Genomic DNA, 14,505 nt, shown 5'->3' with positions numbered 1-14,505 from the left:
CTCAGTTTCCTCCAGTGACTATCATAGTGTAGGCCTGGTTCAGGTGTCCGTGGGCACTGATCAGGTTACCTTTTGCTATTCTCAGGTAATTGTTCCCATTTGAGAATTTGACCAGCGGTGTACCGGGTAGTACCACCTGTTCGTATTCATCCTCAGCGTTGTCGATGTTCTCGCGGGCACTTTCTATCTCAGCTTTTGCCATGTCTAGCTTTTCGATGATGCCCTCATTGTCATCCATGTCTTCAGCGACTTCCCTGAGCTTGGTTTCGAACTCTTCAGCCGTGTCAGCCTTAGTATCGGCAATGTGCACCCACATGTTTCCTGAGTTCCTTGCGACGTCGGTCATCAGTTCCATGTAACTTCCCACCATTTTCAGGAATACGAGACCAAGGTCAAGCCTGTTCTCAACGGCATCGACATCTTCCCTCAGTCCCTCTATCTTCTGAAGGTTGATGTCGACATCGTTGTGGATGTCCTCTTTCAGCTCATCCGGGATCACCGGATTCTCCCCGGCTTCCAGGTCCTTCCATATCAGCCATGCCTCCGCTTCATCAAGAGCAGCATTCAATGCATCCTTACCAGTGTCGATTACTGCCTGATTGTTCTCGTCTGTCTTATCGACTGCCCATGCTATCTTTGCCTCGCGGTGGGCTTCCTGTGCATCCATGCTTCTCTCTTTCGCATCGAACCAGTCCTGCTTCGCCTCACTGGCAGTGGAGGCTGCTGCAGCCAGGGGCTGTAGCAGTACCAGAGCGAGTATGAACAGGCTCAAGGCCGCTGATCTTGTTGTTCTCATCTTTCCTCTCCGTTCATTTGTAAATTAAGATCCATTCTCAGTTTCAATGATTTTGTATGTATTAGCATGCATTAGCATTCTATTGTATACAATGGTATATTTTGGCTTATGATTTATATGCTTTTCGTAGTAGCATGAAGTTTGACAGCACCGAACCTCCAGCTGGCCAATGATCATCAATTTTTCAGTCTGGCGGATCCTCTGTTGGCTGATGTAATAAAAATGGAGGTCATGTCTGAACGGTAGGTCGTAAAAGCAAAAAACAAAAAAGAATTTAATTATCCACTTTTCTCTGGCTTAATAATGCATTCCAGTATTTTATGTATGTATCTTTGTATTATTCTTCTAATCAATATGTGTTATATATCAAAACCACTATAATATGCAAAAGCATCATGATTTATATATTATATATTTCTAAATTAATCCATATTAATTCTCTATGATTATCAGGTAAGTTGCAGCAATAGAGTATCTGGATCTTTCAAGCTGGGTGATTGTATGTTTCATGAAAAAAGTAATAATGATGATTCATGCAGTGAACAAATCCTTTCTGCAGATCATATGGTTGAAGATGATCGCAGTGACATTCTGGATAAATTACCAATTGGGGTAGTTTCCTGTGACATGGAAGGTAACATCACTTATATCAATGATCATCTTGTCGGTCTTCTGGACCTGTCATCAGTAAAAGACAGGAAGCAGATCAATTTGCTGTCGTTCCCTCCGCTGGTCAAGGCAGGTATTTCCTCTGTTTTGAGAAATGCTCTGAACAATTTGGGATCCGGCTGTCCTGAAGTTTCCTGCAAGTCTGTAGCATTTAAGGAATTGGTTCTGGATCTTCGTCTTTCCCCTAAAAAGAATGTCAACGGGAATATTACAGGATATCATGCTATAGTTGAAGACAGGACTGCATTGCAGGAAAAAGCATCGATGGTCGAATACATTATCCAAAAGGACCGGTTGATCTCAGATATTTCCAGTCGCTTCATAAACAGCAGTCTGAAAGACATAGATAAGGAAGTATATCTTGCTCTCAAGAAGACTGCGAATTTCATTGATGCAAAACGTGCTAATATATATATTGTAGACGAAGATGAAAGGTTTGTAAGAAAAACTCATGAGTGGCATTCGGATGATGTTGTTTCTCATATATCCCTTAATAGAAGATTTCCAAGACATAAACTTGCATTGAAGCAACTTGAAGCCCTTGAGGTCATGAATGTTTCAGATGTGCAGCAGTTGCCTGAATCCGAGTCTGAGGTAAAAAGAACTCTTGATAGGCTGGGAGTTGTGTCGTTCCTGGCAGTTCCTCTCACTTACGATGGTAGACTATCAGGCTTCATCGCCATAGATTCAACAACTGAGAAAGAGGAATGGGATGAAAGCATTTCATATCTATTGAAAGTTGTCGGTGAAATGATCACCAGCATTCTTGAGCGTAAGCATACTGAAACCCTGTTGCTGAAAAAAGATGAAGACTACGAGAACGTGATAAATTCCCTTGATGCTATTATCTGGAAAGCGGATGTTGACAGGAAAGGGGATATTGTCAATACCTATATCTCTGAGTCTGCAGACCGGATACTGGGTCTGGAGCCGGGTTCTATCAATAATAGCTGGGACAGATATTTTTCGTATGTTCATCCTGAAGATGTTGAGGACATGTTCAAAGTATTGCATTCAAGTTTTCAGAAACCTGGTTTTTTTACCGGTGCAGACTACCGTTTGGTCAGAAAGGATGGTACTGAATTCTGGGTAAACTCCAGTGGTTCGGCACATGCCCAAAAAGATGGCACTTTGAAGTTATTCGGGACAACCACGAACATAATGCAGCGCAAAGAAGCTGAAGATGCATTGTTAAAGGCAAAGGTCACTGCCGAAGCTGCCAATCGTACCAAAAGTGAGTTCCTGACGAATATGAGTCATGAACTTCGCACCCCTCTGAATGCTATCATAGGTTTTTCAGATATAATGGTGGAGGAGACTTTTGGTGAACTCAGTCCTAAATATCAGACTTATGTACAACGCATATCACAGAGTGGACATCATTTGCTCAATATGATCAATGACATTCTTGATCTCTCCAAAGTGGAAGTTGGTACGATAAGGATCCTTCCCGAATTCATTGATGTTGATGACCTTCTTCATGAAATGGTCACAATGATGGAACCGCTGGCATCAGACAAGGATATTGATATCAACATACGAAGACATGGAGATACTAAAGAGCTGTTTGCAGACAGGGCAAAGATAAAGCAGATAATGTATAACCTTCTGGGAAACTCCATCAAATTCACACCGAACGGCGGTGAGATCACTGTGGTTGCAGGCAGGGATAACGGAATGATCTCTGTATCTATCATCGACACTGGCATCGGTATATCTGCTGAGGACCAGAAAAAGCTCTTCAAGCCCTTTACCCAGCTGGAAGCCTCTATGTCCAGACGTTATGAAGGTACAGGTCTGGGACTTGCACTTGTGAAAGAACTCGTAGAGCTACACGGTGGAAGGATATGGGTGGAAAGTGAAGTTGGAAATGGGAGCAATTTCACCTTTGAGATCCCGAATCCCAATCAGAATGAATAAAAGAAGAATAAAAGAAGAACAGGATCCTTTCAAAAAGTAAAAAAGCAATTCACTTGCTTGCTTTCCTCAACTCTTTCATCCTTTCGAGTTCAGCTTCCAGTTCCTCGATCTTTGAATCATTTATCTTCTCTGAGAGTTCTTCAAGTTCCTGGTCTGCCAGCTTAAGGGAATTCTGGAGCTTTCCGATGATATTCTTCTCAAGGTCCAGCTTCTGTCTCTTCGTCTCACTGATAAGGTCGTCAACAAATATCCTGCCTTCCTCTTTGCTCATCTTTCCGGCATCGACCTTTTCCTTGACGAACTCCCTGATCCTTTCTTCTGATAATGCTGCAAGCCCTGCACCGATAAGTGCAGCCGCTCCTAGAAGACCTGCTTTCTTCATTTTATCCATACGATTCTCTCCCACTTGTTAAAAGTCCGGGCAGGTTCGGCAATGATCCGGAATTGCATTCCCTGACCACACCTGTCTGCTCATAACTACTGTATAATATTATGAGAGCGTGAAATATAAACCTTCTTAACTGCCTGAAATGAAGAAAAAAGAGAATGGAATATGATCCTTGATTCAGGAGACATCTATCGTTAACAGATGCGGTCTCTCCCAGTCGCTCAGTTGATGGATCCTGATGGTGATCATTTTCTCTTCATTGGTGCCAAGCTCTGAATTCACAGTTGCTTCGTAATGCCTGAACGTCGACATATCATCATCGAATGACACATCAGCACCGATGGTATTCACAAAGACACTGGAATCGCCGGTGTTCTCTATGGTGATAAGTATCCTGTCAACAGCTATCTTCCAGTAACTGACCTGAATTCCTTCCGGGACAATTATCGTCTCACCTGAAGAACCCGTAGTTACCTCAGGTTCCTGGATATTGGTGACGCTGTTCTCGGTCATGTCTGCTATTGCCAGGTCACTCGCATCATCTTCCACACATCCTGATAAAGAAAGTGATAACATCAGAAACACTACTATTTGCAGGCCAACCATCCGGTTCTTTGATAACATGGAAACACCTCGACAGGGCAACGATACGTTGGATCAATACTAAATTAATATATTATTTAACTAGTTATAAACATGTTTTGATGTTCTGTACCTGAAGCAAAAGCTCATCTTATAGTTTTTACACAGATACCTTCTGGTATGAGATAGAAAAATGAAAATAGTGTTCAGAACGTATCGTATTTTCAAAACATTCAATGATGATGATGCCCGCAGCTACAACTTCTCCCAAGGAAAGTGGAAACCCTGTGTTTGAGCTGATCAGCATCGTAATCGCTCATATTCTCAAGGAGATCCACGTGTTCGGTTTCGATATGATCGAACATGGTCTGTTCAACTTCATCAAGTTCATTTCCAATTGCTATGTAAGCACAGTTCTTGATGCCCACATCACTACACTTCACCATTTTCAGTTTCACTAAGTCCTCTCCTTTAAAAGTAATAAAAATAGATTGAGTTAGTAGGATATAAACTTAGTTTTTTTGTTCAGAAAATATCATTTTTCTTAAAAGATCTATTGACCTTTTTCTTCTCATCTTCTCTGATCATCTTATCGGCACTTCATTACTGCCAACTTATTTAACAGGCAATATCCATAGTTACCATCAGACATGAAGGTCAATGATCTCAAAGCTATCCTCAAGTTCAGTGCCAGGGAAGAGGCTATGTTCGGCAGGTTCGGTCTCCCCAGGGATGCTTTCTATCCAATGATACTTTCCCTGAAACTGGGAGGCGCCTGGAGCTATGCTGCAGGTGACCTGCAAAGTATCTCGGTTATGAAGGTCTTTACGAACTATGACGAGGAAACCAGGACAGGCAACACTATAGAAGAGGTCTATCTTTTTCTGAATCCTGAATATGTATCCAAAGAAGGTGTTGTTCACAGACTTGAGAGGTGTGGGAACAAAGATGAACGTTCCCTTGTCACAAGACCCTATTCGGTTACCCTGAAAGCAGAAAGGGTGATCGTTGCAGCCATCAGTACGGAAAAGAGAAAGATATTCGTTAAGGAGCTTGAGGAAAAGACAATGTCTTTCAAGGGTCCGTCCGCTTTTTACGCTGCCCATGAGATGGAACATCTGGAGCACATAGAGATTGAGGGTCTCCCTATGTGGGCATTTGAGTATGAGGAACTCAAAGAGTAGCACGATAACAGATATTCATGAACTCTGTACAAACATTATTATATATGTGCCACCTGCATAAAAATAAGCAAAAACAGTTATCCTATCAGGACATAAGGACTGGAAGGTACACTGGCGTATATTTGAATTTATACTACCGTGCTGGGCTACGAGGGGTACGGTAGTTGACAAAAAAGGTGTCAACTATGGGAATGTTAGATGACGTTAAAGCAAAGAAGAAGCAGAAAGCTGCTGAGAACTGGATGAAGATGGCCGACTCTGCCAAAACTATCGAGAAACAGATCGAATACTACACCAAATCACTGGATATCGACCCTTACAATGCAGAGGCATGGTTCAAGAAAGGCAAAGGTCTTGAGAAACTCGGACGTTTTGAAGAAGCCAAGAAATGCTTTGACCTTGCAATAGAGATCGACCCTGACTATCAGGGACTTATAGGCAGGAAATATGATTCTGGTGCAGCTCATGCAGTACCATCTGTACCTGCTGTCGAAGAGAATACATTCGTATCCGAACCTTCCGTAGTCGAAGATACGGAATTCGTAAGGGAACCTGCTGCTCCTGTCATGGCAGAAAAGAACGAACCTGAAGAGGAATGGGTGACAGAGACCCCCGGACCTGTTGCAGAAGAGAGTGAAATATCAGGTGAAAATGATGTATCTTCCTTCAATCCTCCCATGGGGGATGAATCTGCATTCAGTGATACATTCGCTGGAGACGATGAGGACAACGGTTCACCAACGTTCATTGAAGATGAGGATGATCAGGAGGATGAGAATGTCTTCGGTGCAGGCAGTTCAGAAGGGTCGGTTGCTGCACAGGTAGAAGAGGCATCCATGTTCGCAGGACATTTTACTCCTGAACCTGAAGAGGAGACCATGGAGAAAACAAATGAGCCCGAGGACACCTTCTCATCAACACCTGCTCCGGTTCAGGAAGAGGCTCCATCTGCATTCAGCTATGAAAAGGAAGAAGATATCATTCAGATGGAAGAACCGGAAACACCTGTTTATGATGTGATAGGAACTCCTTCATCGGGCATGCCACAAGCATCAATAGAAGAAGAAACTGCATCCGGGTTCGATCGGTCTGCATCTGCAGAGGGATCAACTATATCCGGCAGTGTCGCTTCATCAGCTGTTATTGCAGGAGCAGGAAATATTCCGGTATCAGGAGAGGGACCCGTGGACATAAGGATACCACTGAACGAAGCGGTCAAGTTCTGGGCAATTGGCGTTGCCGCCATGCTTGTCGTTCTGATAATATCAAGGATCCTTTGATATTCAGGATAGTGCTTTTCCAGAGCACCGTGGAAATTATCTGATCATATAGTGAATGATTTCCGATGCATCGGATATCATTTACATTCTTTTTTTCGGTCCGTTCGCACGGTCCATATTGACCAAAATGTTACTTATTACCTCTTTTAGCACCTATCCTTATCTAGAATGAGAACAAAACAGTTGCACTAATGTTCGGACGATTCAGATACAAGGACGAAGTGTTCTATGGTGAGGTAAATGGCAACACCGTCACTTCACAGGAACGTGGATTCACAGAGTATGAACTCTCAGACCTGGAGATATTGCCACCTTCCGATCCTTCCAAGATAATCTGTGTAGGTCTCAATTACCATGATCATGCAGCTGAACTTGGTCTGTCCGTACCGGAAGAACCACTACTTTTCATCAAACCACCTTCTGCTGTGATAGGACATCATGGCAAGGTGATATATCCTAAGATAAGCGAAAGGGTCGATTATGAAGCTGAACTGGCTATCGTGATCGGTAAGAAATGTAAGAATATAACCTACGACCGGGCCTACGATGTGATAGCAGGTTTTACATGTTTCAATGATGTGACCGCCCGTGACCTTCAGCAGAAGGATGGGCAGTGGACAAGGGCAAAGAGTTTCGATACCTTTGCACCGATGGGTCCGTTCATAGTTCCGGTTGAGGATCTCGACCCGGATGATGCTTTAATCAGATGCCGTGTCAACGGTGAAGTGGTACAGGATTCGAACATTTCCAATATGATATTTGATGTTCCGTATCTTGTCGAGTTCATTTCCAGCATAATGACGCTGGAAGTGGGAGACATCATTGCTACAGGCACTCCGCCAGGTGTTGGTGAACTGCATGCGGGGGATACTGTAGAGATAGAGATAGAAGGAATAGGGACTTTGACCAACGAGGTTGTATAATGCTGTTCGATCAGGTTAACAGGGAGCTGGAACTGGCCCAGCGTCATCTTGAGGTTCTAAAAGTGGTCATTGAAAGAGGTCCGATCGGCATACTAAAGTTGGCAGAGGAGACAGGTATGCCTACGCACAAGGTCCGTTATTCATTACGTGTACTTGAACAGGAACAGTTGATAAAGCCATCATCACATGGTGCGATCGCAGGTGATTCCGTAAAGGAGTTCCTTTCTGATTTTGAAAAGGACATTGACGAACTTATCAGCAGGACAGAGGCTGTGAAAGAGACCGGTCAGTCCCTCTGATCGATCATACCACCTGTACCGACCATATCTTTTAAGTCCAGTTCTTATAATTCATCCTACTATGCTATCATTACAGGGGTCTATGGAATTTATGACCTCTTCATATGTGTTTGTAAAACTATCTTATTCAATTCGCGATTTGATCTTCCCGGAGAACTATAATGACTTTAACTGACGATGACAAGAAGACCATAGAGAAGTACGCACTCCAGAACGCTGTGAAATACGGCCAGGCACCACAGATAGGTGCAGTCATGGGCCGTGTCATGGGAGAGTGCCCCCACCTTCGTCCAAAAGCAAAGGACGTTACACCTGTTATTCAGGAAGTACTTGCCGAGGTTGCAAAAGAGACACCTGAACAGTGGCAGGCACGTCTTGAAGCTCTTGCTCCCGAACTTATAGAGGAGTTGAACACAAAGAAGGAACCTGATAAGGGTCTTAAGGCACTGGATGTTGAAGAGGGTCAGAAGGTGGTGATGCGTTTTGCACCAAATCCAAACGGTCCGCCAACCCTTGGAAGCACCCGTGGTATCATTGTGAATTTCGAGTACGTGAAGAAATACGGTGGTAAGTTCATCATCCGTTTCGATGATACCGACCCGCAGACCAAACGTCCCATGCTCGAGGCATATGACTGGTATGTGGATGACTGCAAATGGCTCGGTGCAGTCCCTGATGAAGTGGCCATTGCATCTGACAGGGTACCAATGTACTACGACTATGCCCGTAAGCTCATTGAGATGGGCAAGGCATACGTATGTTTCTGTGACGGTGCTGATTTCAAGAAGTTCAAGGATGCCAAGGAGCCATGTCCTCACAGGGATATTGATCCAGAGGAGAACATGGAACACTGGGAGAAGATGGTTGCAGGCGAGTACGAGGAGAGGTCCGCTGTCCTGCGTATCAAGACCGATATAACCCACAAGGATCCTGCTCTTCGTGATTTCGGTGCTTTCAGGATAGTCAAGACCCCGCACCCACGTCCTGAAGTGGATGACAAGTACTGTGTCTGGCCTTTGCTTGATTTCGAGGGTGCCATCGAGGACCACGAACTTGGCATGACCCACATTATCAGGGGTAAGGACCTGATGGACAGTGAGAAGCGTCAGGGTTACATCTACAACTACCTCGGCTGGGAATACCCGAAGACAACTCACTGGGGTCGTGTGAAGATGCATGAGTTCGGTAAGTTCAGTACAAGCGGACTCCGTAAGGCCATTGAGGACGGCGAGTACTCAGGATGGGACGACCCACGTCTTCCAACGCTCCGTGCACTGCGCAGGAGAGGTATACTCCCTGAAGCAATCCGTAAGTTCTTCATCGAGATGGGTGTCGGAGAGACCGATATCAGCATCAGTATGGATACTCTCTATGCAGAGAACCGCAAGCTTGTGGACCCTGTAGCGAACAGGTACTTCTTCGTATGGGACCCTGTTGATCTTGAGATAACAGGAACCGGTCCATGTAAGACAACTCCTGCACTGCATCCGACCGAGGACAGGGGATGCCGTGAGATCGAGGTTAACAATAAGGTATACATCTGCAAAGAGGATGCAGAGAAGCTTGAGGAAGGTTCGAAGATCAGGCTCAAGGACCTGTACAATGTTGAGATCACTTCCACCGAACCCCTGCAGGCAAAGTACCTCGGTGATTCCATCGAGTCCGTGAAGAAAGAGAAGATGAGGATCATACACTGGGCACCAATGGACGGGGTTCCTGTAAAGGTACTCTCACCAGATGGCGAGTTCACAGGTATCGGTGAAAGACAGGTCGCTACAGAGCTGGATAAGGTTGTCCAGTTCGAGAGATTCGGCTTCTGCAGGATCGATGCTGTTGCCGGGGAAGTAGTGGCATATTATACGCATAAGTGAAGAAAAGAGATTTGGATTCAATTTTCTCTTTTCATTTTCTCATTTTTCTTATTTCCCAGTTTCAAAATACTTTTTTCATTGTTCTTTTTTCCCTTTTTTGATCTTTAGAACTTCTCATCATTATCATAAAATATAGATATCTCAATGTTAACAGTGTTAAAAAAGAAATATTTATATAACTGTGAATTGATGCACAATATGTTAATTATCATATTCTTAAAAACAGGACTCTTATATCCAATAATAATTGGAGGTACATTTGGTGGTACATAAAAAAATACGTAAGAACAGTACTTTGTTTAGTTTATCGAAAATATCGATAGTAGCGCTTTTAGCTTTTGTATTGCTTGCAAACTGTGCATCTGCAGCAACATTGACTGTAGGTCCGTCTGAAACCTACACTACGATAAATGCTGCAGTTACTGTTGCAGTACCAGGTGACATTATTGTTGTTAAACCGGGAACATATCATGAGAATGTTAGTGTGCTCACGCCCGGTATCACTATAATGTCCGAATCAAGTAATCCTGAAGATACTGTAGTACAGGCATCCTCTAATTCATTTCCGAATGCTGCCTTTAGTATTTCAGCAGACGGTGTAGTTATACAAGATCTAAAAATAAGTAATGGATATTATGGTGTTTCAATTTCATCTGCTAACGCTTGTATTGTAACAAATTGTGTCGTATCAGGAAATTCCGGTACTGGTATTTCGGTCTTTGATTCTGATAATTGTCAATTGACTGGCAATGTTGTAATTTATAGTGGAGGGGATGGGATGTTGGTAGCTCTTTCAGACAATTGCCAGGTAGTTGGAAATACAGTGTCAAATAGTCGTGGACACGGTATATTAGTAGGAGATGCAATGGGTACAATATTGGATAGTAATAGTTTTATCAATGGAAATCCCACAAGTTACGCAGGTATTTCCTATCAGAGGTCAGATAATGGTCTGCTGGTTTCTAACAATGTATCAGGTAACTATTATGGAATCCAGGTAGATTGGTCTGACCATAATACAATCTACAACAACTATTTAAGCAACGTCATAAATGCAGGCATCTCTAATGTAAATGTGGGCAATGTCTGGAACATGCCTTTAACTCCGGGAGCAAATATTGTGGGCGGTCCTTTCAATGGTGGTAACTATTGGGCCAGAACTGACGGAACGGGTTTCAGCCAGCTAACTCCTGATGCTGATAATGATGGTATCTGCGATATGCAATATGTCATTGATCCTGCTAATATAGATCAGTTTCCACTGGCAATTTATAATCCTCCTGTGGCATCTGTTTCCAGTCTGGCTGAATCAGATGTCGGTCCGACCTGGATCAACTGGAGCTGGACCAATCCTTCAAGCAGCAATTTCAATCACAGCATGGTATATCTCGATGGAGTCTTCAAAGCAAACGTTTCAACAGAGCATTTCAATGTCACTGGTCTCTCTGATTCCACAAGCTATGAAATAGGAATAAGGACCGTTGACCAGTCCAGTAATATCAACACAACCTGGGTCAATGACACTGCTACCACACTTGATGGTACTGCACCTGCTTCTGTTACAGGGTTAAGTGAGGCTGATGTAGGTTATACCTGGATCAACTGGAGCTGGACCAATCCTTCAGATGTGGACTTTGACCACTGTGATATTTATATCGATGGAAATTATTTCAAGACAGTAACATCTGAATGTTTCAATGCAACAGGTATCTCACAGGGTACTGTTTGTGAGATTGGTATCATGACTGTTGATAGTTCTGGTAATGTAAACACCACTCTGATCACTGACTCTGCAAAGACCGATGAACAAGTGGTTGTTACTACTGTTACTTCAAAAAGTAGTGGAAGTTCTTCAAGTAGTAATACAGGTACTGAGCTCAGAATTATAGAACCTGATGAGGACGAAAATGATGAGGAAGAAGGTGATTCAGTAGCAGATAGTGAAGAAACACCATTGCAGTCCACACCAGATGTATATGAAGAAGAAGATGAAATTGAGATTGGCGCTAACATTGCAGAAGAAGCTTCTGATGCTACAGAGGATGCGAACAGTGCTCCTGGATTTGGGGTATTGACAGCTATTGGTGTCATGGTCTCAATGGTTCTTTTCAGACGTAAGGATTGATACTTCGATCCTTCTTTTTTTCTTTTTTCAATCGTTCTATCCAAAAACTCTTTTTCGTATTCCGCTGTTTAACTTATGATGACATCTCATAAGGACATAATTCACTCACGCCCAATCATTGTCATAAGTAAGTGTCTTGGCTTTGCCAACTGTCGCTACGACGGGCAGATGGTATCCTTTCCCTTAATGGAAATGATGAGACCATTTGTCGAGTTCATCGATGTGTGTCCCGAGTGTGAGATCGGTCTGGGGGTTCCCAGAGAGCCTATTCTCATAGTGGATGATGGAAATAAGAAACTCATCCAGCCAGCCACAGGACTTGATCTGACAGAGAGGATGAAGGGATTTTCCAGGTCCTATCTTTATGAACTGGATGATTTCGATGGTTTCATACTCAAATCAAAGTCACCTTCATGCGGTATCGGTATGACTAAAGTATTTCCTGATTCTGTTGGTGATGAATATCTGCATCGTGGGGGAAATGGCTTTTTTGCTGAGGCGGTCCTGAGCGAATATCCTGACCTGCCTGCAATCGATGAGATACAGATGAACGACCCTCTTCTAAGGGACCATTTTTTGACAAAGGTCTTCGCACTGGCCTCTTTCAGGGCTGCCTCACTTTCAGTGAAGATGAGTTCTTTACTTGAATATCATACAAGGAACAAGTTGTTGTTCATGGCCTGTGATCAGAGGCTTCTTACAAAGATGGGCACTATCGTCGCTAACAGGGATGATCTCCCTGTGGAGAAGGTATATGAGAGTTATCTCCAGCTTTTGTTGCAGATATTATCCGAACCTGCGGGAAGCGGTTCCGTTGTAAACGCACTCATGCATGCATTCGGGTATTTCTCCAGGAACCTGAGTGCAGGTGAGAAGTTCATTTTCATGCAGAGATTACAGAAGTATCGTGAGAACAGGTCAACCATATTCGAACTCAGGGAATGGTTCCTATCAAAGGCAGAGGAGTTCAACGTCGGGTATCTTTTGAACCAGACCTTCTTCCGTCCTTATCCGGTTGAACTGTCAGGTACTTTGCACATAGTTTGATATGCTTTAACGATAGATGTTATTGTACAGGTACAGTGTCAGTCGGGGAAAACCGGTGGAGGAACTGTTTTGGAAGAAAATGATACTGAACGATCGGATATTCGGGAATCGGAAGATAACGAGGAACTGACAGAGGTATGTCCTGTCTGCGGCAGTCCTGATCTCTATTTTGAGGCAGGTGGCATAGAAGGTCTTTACCACTGCAAATACTGTGGTTATGTTGGTGGATTCGTTATAGATGCCAATCGTAAGATGATGCAGCTTATTCGTGATGAGTATGAAAGTAAGCTGAGGCTTTCAGAATAGATCAAGAACACTTTTACAAATAAGGGTCTGAAAGTCAGTAAAAAGAGTAAAGTACAGGTGGTGAACACCACCCGATGAATCAATTGAATTATGCTTTCTTAGGAAGAGCCCTTACTTCGGTCTTCCTGATCTCTACCCTTCTGAGTGGGTAGATGGACTTTGCGTTCCTGTAGATGTTTGCGGAAAGCTTGCCCATGATAGCTTCTTCGATGAACTGCTCGAAGTTAAGCTCTGATGCACGGTCCTTTACGATCTTGACCATTACTTCCCTGATGCCCTTGATCTGGCTGGTCCTTGCTCTCTTTACAGTGAAGCAGATAGGCTTGACCCTTACGGTGTAGCCGTCCTTTGTCTTAACATCGAGGTTAGCATCGATCCTTGAGGTCTGACGCTTTACGATGGAGCGTAGGTAGTCTGTTGTGATCTCGTGACCAAGGAATCTTGTGTTTGCGATGTCACCTGTGACGTCGCTGATCTCGAGTCTGAGCTTTGTGTTATGCTTTGTGAAATCGTTAGCAATTTCGCCAACTGTGGTCTCAACGACACGACCGACGAGCTGTTCAGGCTCTTCAGCAGGTGTAACTCCGATGTTTGCCCTGCTCATGAATTCCGGTGTCTCTACGTTGTACCATGTCTTTGACTTCCATTTGTCTAACTTTCTCTGCACTTTCCTTGCCAAGTGATAATTCCTCCGAATGATTGTGATTTTGTAATATAGTTGATGAAATATTGTAATTGTTCAACGAGCTGTCTTAATGATTGTGAAATAAGGTATACACTGATAAATTGGCTCTCTATAGTATGCATATCCTTATATAAAGCGATCGGTTAGATCCGGTTAAATTCTCAGATGCTGGCTGGTTGCCAATGATTAACTGCTTTGTCCTGTAATATATATGGCTGAACAAAAAATAAATTAAAAGTAAAAATGTCTTCTAGATTTCATTATCCAGTAATAATAACTCGATAGGCACTTAATTTATAAAATTACAAATAGACTATAAACTGGCTATGTATAAATTTGTCAAAACCAATATCAATAGCCTGAAATAAGTAATTATCATTAATGTCATGTAGGCTCTGTAGAAAACCTACTTCCGATTTTATTTTAACAT

The 14,505-nt window shown here is 43.2% G+C and carries 14 protein-coding genes; 9 read left to right on the top strand and 5 right to left on the bottom strand.

Annotated features, from left to right (window positions below; genetic code table 11):
- Nucleotide 1 precedes the first annotated feature (1 nt).
- The gene (locus V7O63_RS12365; protein WP_340818853.1) at nt 2-796 is read right to left on the bottom strand and encodes a hypothetical protein; all 795 of its coding nucleotides are present in this window, start codon (nt 794-796) and stop codon (nt 2-4) included.
- Between the two features lie 564 nt (nt 797-1,360).
- Here V7O63_RS12365 and V7O63_RS12360 point away from each other — a divergent pair.
- Entirely contained in the window at nt 1,361-3,385 is a 2,025-nt protein-coding gene (locus tag V7O63_RS12360; RefSeq protein ID WP_340818852.1) for an ATP-binding protein, read from the top strand.
- 49 nt (nt 3,386-3,434) lie between these two features.
- Here the strand turns inward: V7O63_RS12360 and V7O63_RS12355 are convergent, their stop codons facing one another.
- The 3 genes from V7O63_RS12355 to V7O63_RS12345 form a co-directional block, all read right to left on the bottom strand.
- On the bottom strand, nt 3,435-3,776 hold the full coding sequence (locus V7O63_RS12355) for a hypothetical protein (protein WP_340818851.1): 342 nt from the start codon (nt 3,774-3,776) through the stop codon (nt 3,435-3,437).
- Nucleotides 3,777-3,950: 174 nt separating this feature from the next.
- Nucleotides 3,951-4,397 (bottom strand): hypothetical protein, encoded by a 447-nt coding sequence (locus V7O63_RS12350; RefSeq protein ID WP_340818850.1) that lies wholly within the window; start codon nt 4,395-4,397, stop codon nt 3,951-3,953.
- 191 nt (nt 4,398-4,588) lie between these two features.
- Entirely contained in the window at nt 4,589-4,813 is a 225-nt protein-coding gene (locus tag V7O63_RS12345) for a DUF1059 domain-containing protein (protein WP_340818849.1), read from the bottom strand.
- A gap of 192 nt (nt 4,814-5,005) precedes the next feature.
- Here V7O63_RS12345 and V7O63_RS12340 point away from each other — a divergent pair, with 192 nt between their 5' ends.
- The 8 genes from V7O63_RS12340 to V7O63_RS12305 all read left to right on the top strand — a co-directional run bounded on the left by V7O63_RS12340 (nt 5,006) and on the right by V7O63_RS12305 (nt 13,390).
- A complete protein-coding gene (locus tag V7O63_RS12340; protein WP_340818848.1) occupies nt 5,006-5,539 on the top strand; it encodes a RimK/LysX family protein in 534 nt (177 codons plus the stop codon).
- A 185-nt stretch (nt 5,540-5,724) separates the two neighbouring features.
- Nucleotides 5,725-6,819 carry a tetratricopeptide repeat protein gene (locus V7O63_RS12335; RefSeq protein WP_340818847.1) on the top strand — a complete coding sequence of 365 codons (1,095 nt, stop codon included), beginning with the start codon at nt 5,725-5,727 and terminating at the stop codon, nt 6,817-6,819.
- Between the two features lie 191 nt (nt 6,820-7,010).
- On the top strand, nt 7,011-7,742 hold the full coding sequence (locus tag V7O63_RS12330) for a fumarylacetoacetate hydrolase family protein (RefSeq protein WP_340818846.1): 732 nt from the start codon (nt 7,011-7,013) through the stop codon (nt 7,740-7,742).
- Nucleotides 7,742-8,041 carry a hypothetical protein gene (locus tag V7O63_RS12325; protein WP_340818845.1) on the top strand — a complete coding sequence of 100 codons (300 nt, stop codon included), beginning with the start codon at nt 7,742-7,744 and terminating at the stop codon, nt 8,039-8,041. Before V7O63_RS12330 ends, V7O63_RS12325 begins: the two co-directional genes overlap by 1 nt.
- Before the next feature lie 161 nt (nt 8,042-8,202).
- Nucleotides 8,203-9,912, top strand: coding sequence for a glutamate--tRNA ligase (locus V7O63_RS12320; protein WP_340818844.1), 1,710 nt, complete (start codon nt 8,203-8,205; stop codon nt 9,910-9,912).
- A gap of 262 nt (nt 9,913-10,174) precedes the next feature.
- A complete protein-coding gene (locus V7O63_RS12315; RefSeq protein ID WP_340818843.1) occupies nt 10,175-12,037 on the top strand; it encodes a NosD domain-containing protein in 1,863 nt (620 codons plus the stop codon).
- 78 nt (nt 12,038-12,115) lie between these two features.
- Nucleotides 12,116-13,084, top strand: a complete 969-nt coding sequence (locus V7O63_RS12310; protein WP_340818842.1) for a DUF523 and DUF1722 domain-containing protein — start codon at nt 12,116-12,118, stop codon at nt 13,082-13,084.
- A gap of 69 nt (nt 13,085-13,153) precedes the next feature.
- A complete protein-coding gene (locus V7O63_RS12305; protein ID WP_340818841.1) occupies nt 13,154-13,390 on the top strand; it encodes a hypothetical protein in 237 nt (78 codons plus the stop codon).
- Nucleotides 13,391-13,478: 88 nt separating this feature from the next.
- On the opposite strand, the gene V7O63_RS12300 is transcribed toward V7O63_RS12305, so the two are convergent.
- A complete protein-coding gene (locus V7O63_RS12300) occupies nt 13,479-14,069 on the bottom strand; it encodes a 30S ribosomal protein S3ae (protein WP_340818840.1) in 591 nt (196 codons plus the stop codon).
- Nucleotides 14,070-14,505 lie beyond the last annotated feature (436 nt).

It is taken from the genome of Methanolobus sp. WCC4, assembly GCF_038022665.1.
Classification (GTDB): Archaea; Halobacteriota; Methanosarcinia; order Methanosarcinales; family Methanosarcinaceae; genus Methanolobus.
This window is presented reverse-complemented; position numbering and strand designations above follow the sequence as displayed.